The sequence below is a fragment of the Aeromicrobium sp. IC_218 genome (assembly GCF_004336805.1).
GTDB lineage: Bacteria > Actinomycetota > Actinomycetes > Propionibacteriales > Nocardioidaceae > Aeromicrobium.
In genome coordinates this window covers 236,212-242,677 of the sequence record NZ_SJXM01000005.1, presented here as the reverse complement: position 1 = coordinate 242,677, position 6,466 = coordinate 236,212, and the positions used below count along the sequence as shown (strand labels likewise).

At 75.2% G+C, this 6,466-nt stretch carries 5 protein-coding genes; 4 read left to right on the top strand and 1 reads right to left on the bottom strand.

Annotated features, from left to right (window positions below; genetic code table 11):
* From E0W78_RS08525 to purB, 4 genes are all read left to right on the top strand, one after another.
* On the top strand, positions 1-562 hold a 562-nt coding region (locus E0W78_RS08525; protein ID WP_207392683.1), incomplete at its 5' end, for a hypothetical protein.
* Between the two features lie 11 nt (positions 563-573).
* Positions 574-1,821: a phosphoribosylamine--glycine ligase gene (gene purD, locus E0W78_RS08520; protein ID WP_131403429.1), complete on the top strand. Its 1,248-nt coding sequence runs from the start codon at positions 574-576 to the stop codon at positions 1,819-1,821.
* Positions 1,822-1,874: 53 nt separating this feature from the next.
* Positions 1,875-3,968 (top strand): hypothetical protein, encoded by a 2,094-nt coding sequence (locus E0W78_RS08515; RefSeq protein ID WP_131403428.1) that lies wholly within the window; start codon positions 1,875-1,877, stop codon positions 3,966-3,968.
* A gap of 46 nt (positions 3,969-4,014) precedes the next feature.
* Entirely contained in the window at positions 4,015-5,436 is a 1,422-nt protein-coding gene (gene purB, locus E0W78_RS08510; protein WP_131403427.1) for an adenylosuccinate lyase, read from the top strand.
* On the opposite strand, the gene E0W78_RS08505 is transcribed toward purB, so the two are convergent.
* Positions 5,433-6,350: an AsnC family transcriptional regulator gene (locus E0W78_RS08505; protein WP_131403426.1), complete on the bottom strand. Its 918-nt coding sequence runs from the start codon at positions 6,348-6,350 to the stop codon at positions 5,433-5,435. The genes purB and E0W78_RS08505 overlap by 4 nt on opposite strands.
* Between the last annotated feature and the right edge of the window lie 116 nt (positions 6,351-6,466).

Here is a 6,466-nt window from a genome sequence, read left to right as displayed (position 1 = left end):
GGGTGGGGTCGTGAGCGGCCGGGCAGCGTCTCGGGGGCTGCTCGTCCTGCTCGCGACGGGGGCGGCGGTCGCGCTGCCCGCGGCGCCCGCCGCGGCCTCCTGCGCCGAGATCGACCCGATGGGCTCGCCGGTGGTGTTCGTCGGCACGGCGCAGGAGACGAGCAACGGGCACACCCGGTTCGCCGTCGGCGAGGTGTGGTCCGGCCCCGATCTGGCGCCGGAGGTCTGGGTCCGGACCGGACAGGAGCAGCCGGGCTGGCCCGAGGGCCTGTACGTCGCGGTCATCAGCTCGAACGACGCCGACGCGGAGGACGGCGAGCGGTACCTCGTCGGCGCCTCCGAGGACCTGACGACGAGCGCCTGCTCGATGACCTCCGCGTCCGACCCCGTCGCCCGGCCGGCGGTCGTCCGGGAACCGGTCGAGGACGGGCTGCGCGGGGCCGAGCCGCCACGCACGGCGTGGGAGACCACGGCATGGGGAGCCTCCGTCGTGGCGCTCGGCGGCGCGCTCGTCGTGCTCGTCCGGCGGCGCCGTGCCCGGGCAGCGGCCGGACGCCGTTAGGCTCGGGGTCCGTGAAGACCCTCGTGATCGGCACCGGAGGCCGCGAGCACGCGCTCGCCCTCGCCCTGTCCCGCGACCCGCACGTCACCGAGGTGCACGCCGCCCCGGGCAACCCGGGCATCGCCGCGTTCGCCACGCTCCACCCGGTCGACCCGATGGACGGCGCCGCCGTGGCCGCCCTCGCCACCGAGCTGGGCGCCGACCTCGTCGTCGTCGGACCCGAGGCGCCGCTCGTCGCCGGCGTCGCCGACGCGGTCCGCGAGGCCGGCATCGCCTGCTTCGGCCCGAGCAAGGAGGCCGCGCAGCTGGAGGGCTCCAAGGCCTTCGCCAAGGACGTCATGGCCGCCGCGGGCGTCCCGACCGCCATGGCCCACGTGTGCACCACCCGCGAGCAGGTCGAGGCCGCGCTGGACGCGTTCGGCGCCCCGTACGTCGTCAAGGACGACGGGCTGGCCGCCGGCAAGGGCGTCGTCGTCACCGACGACCGCCAGGCCGCGCTGGACCACGCGCTCGCGTGCGACCGCGTCGTCATCGAGGAGTACCTCGACGGTCCCGAGGTCTCGCTGTTCGCGATCACCGACGGCGAGACCGTCCTGCCGCTGCAGCCCGCTCAGGACTTCAAGCGCGCGCTCGACGACGACGCCGGGCCCAACACCGGCGGCATGGGCGCGTACACGCCGCTGCCGTGGGCGCCGGACGACCTCGTCGAGGACGTGTGCCGCCGCGTGCTCGTGCCGACGGTCAAGGAGATGACCCGCCGCGGCACCCCGTTCCAGGGCCTGCTCTACGCCGGCCTCGCGCTCACCTCGCGCGGCACCCGCGTCGTGGAGTTCAACGCTCGCTTCGGCGACCCCGAGACCCAGGCGCTCATGGCGCTGCTGCAGACGCCGCTGTCGGCCCTGCTGCACGGCGCCGCCACCGGTGAGCTCGGCCGCGTCGGGCTGCCCCAGTGGCGCAGCGGGTCGGCCGTCACGATCGTCGTCGCGTCCGAGGGCTACCCGGAGTCGCCGCGTACCGGCGACGTCATCGAGGGCGTGGACGCCGCGAACGCGCTCGAGGGCGTCGACGTCATCCACGCCGGCACCGCGCTGGACGCCGAGGGCCGGCTCGTCACGGCGGGCGGACGCGTCCTCGCCGTCACCGCCTCGGGCGACGACCTGGCCCAGGCGCGCGAGCGGGCGTACGCGGGGGTGGACGCGCTGAGCATCCGCGGCGCCCACCACCGCGGCGACATCGCGCTGAAGGCCTCGCAGGACTGACCCGCGGCCCGCGCGCAGGAGTAGCGTCCGGGGCACGTCCCGTGGAGGCTCCCGTGCGCATCGTGTCCCGCGTCCTGACCGCCGTCGGGGTGCTCGTCCTGCTGGCGGGCCTCGTCGCGGTCCACGTCGACCGCCAGGTGCTGGACGCCGACCGGTTCGCCGGGCACGTCGACGACGTCCGCACCGACGCCGACGTGTCGCGGCTGCTCGGCGTGGAGATCAGCGACCGGGTCATCGAGGTCGACCCCGAGCTCGTCGCGCTGCGCCCCCTGCTGGAGTCGGTGGGCGACAGCCTCGTCTCGAGCCCGGCGCTGGCGCCCGTGGTGCGCGCCGCCGTCCGCCCGCTGCACGACGCGCTCGTCTCCGGCGGCGAGGGCGACCGGCTCGTCCTGCAGCTGGCCGACGTCGGGGCGCTCGTCGTGGCCGCGGTGACCACCGTCGCGCCGGACGTCGAGGCGACCCTGCCCGACGACCTGGACGTGCGGCTGGCCGAGATCGGGTCGGGGACGGTCACGGACCGGTTCGTCGCCCGCGCCCACCTGGTCGGCACGCTGTCGTGGTCGCTGCCGCTGCTGGGCCTCGCGCTCGTGCTCGCCGGCGCCTGGCTCGACGGGCGTCGCGGGCGCCGCCTCGTCGACGCCACCGGACAGGGGCTGCTGCTGGCCGGCGGCGGGCTGGCCGGGCTCGCGCTCACCGGCGGGTTCGCCGCGTCCGTGCTGGACACGACCACGCTCGACCGCGCGCTCCTGGCCGCGGCCTGGAACAGCCAGGACGCCAGCCTCTGGGCGCTCGTCGCGTTCGTGGCCGGGCTCGGGTACGTCGTCCGGGTCGCCGCCGCGATCGACGCCGACGCGGACCTGCGCGACGTGGGCCACCGCGTGCACCAGCTGGCCCTGGTGCGACGCGACCCGCAGGCCTACCTCGTCCGGGGCGCCGTGCTCGTCGGCGTGGCGGTGCTCGCCCTGGTGCGTCCGCTGGAGACCGTGCGGCTCGCCGTCGTGGCCCTGGCGTTCGTCGCGCTCGTGCACGGTCTGCGGCAGCTCGGCCACGGCCTCGCCCGCCGGCGCCCCGAGCCCGGACGCGTCGCCCAGTGGGTGCTCGCCCACGTGCGCGTGCCCCTGGCCGCGGGGCTCGCCGTCGCGCTGGTGGGCGTGGTCGTGGTGGTCGCGGTGTGGCCGCGCGAGGGCTCGATCACCAGCCTGGTCGGCGGCGGGGACGACGACGGCTGCAACGGGCACGTGGCGCTGTGCGACCGTCCCTACGACGAGGTCGCCCAGCCCGCCACGCACAACTCGATGTCGGCGGGCGACGAGCCGGGCTGGTTCCTCGCCGAGCAGCCGACCGGTGTCATGGGCCAGCTGCGCGACGGCATCCGGGTCCTCCTGGTCGACACCTGGTACGGCCGCGAGACCGACCGCGAGGGGGTCGTGGCCACCGCCGGGCGTGCGCGTGAGGAGGCGCTGCGCCAGGCGACCGAGACGTACGGCTCGGCGATCGTCGACAGCGCCCTGCGCGTGCGCGACGCGCTCGGCGCCGTGCCGCGCGGCCCCGAGCGCGTCTACCTGTGCCACGCGCTGTGCGAGCTCGGCGCGACCGAGCTCGGGCCGCTGCTGCGCGACGTCCGAGGGTGGATGGAGGACCACCCGCGCGAGGTCGTGACCCTGTTCGTCCAGGACGAGGTGACGCCCGACGACCTCGCCGCCCTGGTGGACGACGCCGGCCTGCTGCCGATGGTGCACACCCAGCGCGCGGGACAGCCGTGGCCGACGCTGGGCGAGATGGTCGACTCCGGCCGCCGGCTGGTCGTCCTGCAGGAGAACGTCGGTGGAGGCGACGCCCACCCGTGGATCCTGGACGGCTTCGCCTGGGTGCAGGACACCCCGTACGGCTTCCGCAGCGCCGACCAGATGAGCTGCGAGCCCAACCGGGGCCCCGCCGACGCGTCGCTGCTGCTGGTGAACCACTGGCTGAGCAACTACTCCTCCCGGGTCAGCGACGCCGAGCGCGTCAACGCCCGCGACGTGCTGCTGCCCCGCCTGCTGCGCTGCCGTGACGAGCGAGGGCTGCTGCCCGCCTACGTGGCCGTCGACAACTACGACCGCGGCGACCTGCTGGGGGTCGTGGACGTGCTGAACGGGCTCGACTAGCGGCGCTGTTGCCGCGCGGCGGGCCGGGTGCGAGAGACTAGGGCCCGTGACCACGCCGAACGTCCTCGCCTCCCGCTACGCCTCGCCCGAGCTCGCCGCCATCTGGTCGCCCGAGCACAAGGTCGTCCTGGAGCGCCGGCTCTGGATCGCGGTGCTCCGCGCCCAGCGCGACCTCGGCGTCGAGACGCCCGACGGCGTCATCGAGGCCTACGAGGCCGTCGTCGACCAGGTCGACCTCGGCTCGATCGCCGACCGCGAGCGGGTCACCCGCCACGACGTGAAGGCGCGCATCGAGGAGTTCGCCGCCCTCGCCGGCACCGAGCACATCCACAAGGGCATGACCTCGCGCGACCTCACCGAGAACGTCGAGCAGCTGCAGGTCCGCGCGTCGCTGGAGCTGCTGCGCGACCGTGGCGTCGCCGCGCTGGTGCGCCTCGGCCGCCTCGCCGCCGAGAACGCCGAGCTGGTCATGGCCGGCCGCAGCCACAACGTCGCCGCCCAGGCCACCACGCTGGGCAAGCGCTTCGCGACGGCCGCGGACGAGCTGATGATCGCGCTCGAGCGGCTGGAGAACCTGGTCGAGCGCTACCCGCTGCGCGGCATCAAGGGCCCGGTCGGCACCGGCCAGGACATGCTCGACCTGCTCGGCGGCGACGAGACCAAGCTGGTCGAGCTCGAGCGCCGGGTCGCCGAGCACCTGGGCTTCAGCCGGACGTTCACGTCCGTGGGCCAGATCTACCCGCGCTCGCTCGACCTGGACGCGATCACCGCGCTCGTCCAGCTCGTCGCGGCGCCGTCGAACGTCGCCACCACCATCCGGCTCATGGCCGGCAACGAGCTGGTCACCGAGGGCTTCAAGCCCGGCCAGGTCGGCTCGTCGGCCATGCCGCACAAGATGAACACGCGCTCCTGCGAGCGGGTCAACGGCCTGGCGGTCGTGCTGCGCGGCTACGCCTCGATGATCGGCGAGGTCGCCGGCGACCAGTGGAACGAGGGCGACGTCTCGGAGTCGGTCGTCCGCCGCGTGGCGCTGCCCGACGCGTTCTACGCCGCCGACGGCCTGTTCGAGACCTTCCTGACGGTGCTGGACGAGTTCGGGGTCTTCCCGGCCGTCGTCCAGCGCGAGCTCGACCGCTACCTGCCGTTCCTGTCGACGACCAAGGTGCTCATGTCGGCCGTCCGTGCGGGCGTCGGCCGCGAGCAGGCGCACGAGGCGATCAAGGAGCACGCGGTCTCGGTCGCGCTCGGCATGCGCGAGCAGGGCACCGCCGACAACGACCTGTTCGAGCGCCTGGGCTCCGACGAGCGGCTCGGGCTCACCGCGGACGACCTGCGCTCGCTCGTCGCCGAGCCGCTGTCGTTCACCGGTGCCGCCGTGTCGCAGGTGTCGCAGGTCGTCGCGCAGGTCGAGCAGTGGGCGGCCCGCCACCCGCAGGCGGCCGGCTACACGCCCGGCGCGATCCTCTAGACCAGCTCGGGTCCGGGCGCGGCGGGGACGCCGAGCTGGCCCAGCGCGTACGACTCCTTCACCACGCGCAGGTGGGTCCAGCTCTCGACCTCGTGCACCTGGGGGAGCGCGCGCAGCAGCTCCACGGCGTCCACGAGCTGCGCCGTCGACGAGCCGCGCATCGAGACGAGCAGGTCGAAGCGGCCGAGGGTCCGGGCCACGAAGGTCACGGTCGGCATCTCGGCCAGCGCCGCGACGACCTCACGCTGGTCGCCGTGCAGCCGCAGCCCCATGCCCATGGCGCTGCGCCCGTCGTGGCCGGTCGGGCGCACGAGCGCTCCGACGCGGACGACCTGGGCCTGCAGCATCCGCAGCACGCGGCGCCGCGCGCCCGCGGCCGAGATGCCCGCCAGCCCGGCGAGCTCGACGAACGACGCCCGCCCGTCGTCCTGCAGCGCCCGCAGCAGGGCGAGGTCGGTCGCGTCGACGGCGTGGTCGACGGCGCCGACCGGGCCGACCACGTCGCGCGCCACCTCCACGTAGACCAGCGTGTCGACGCCGTGGACGTGGTCGAGGGTGCGCAGCTGGGCGACCGCCTCGTCGACGGCCAGGGGCGACTCGGCGCGCAGCTCGGCCACGACGCCGTGCCGGCCGGTGGTGAGCGAGACGAAGGCGACGTCGTCGCGCTCGGCCACCGCGTCGGCGACCGGCGCCGCGGGCCCGTGCACCGCCAGCGCCACGTAGGCGAGCGACCCGCGGCCGAGCACGGCGGGGTGGACGACGCCGCGGACGACCACGCGTCCGGACCCGACGAGGCGCTGCACGCGGGCCGCGGCGGCCGAGCGCGACAGCCCCACCGCCCGGGCCACGTCGCCGTGCGTCAGGCGTCCGTCGGCCTCCAGCAGGGCCACGATCGCCTCGTCGAGCTCGTCCACGACCGCTCCTGCCCGTAGTTTTTTTCCGCCTGATCGTCCATGCACATCGGTCGTGCCGTGGCGTGGTCGAGACGTGATCGTACACGCACGTCCGGCCTGAGGCGACAGATCGTTCG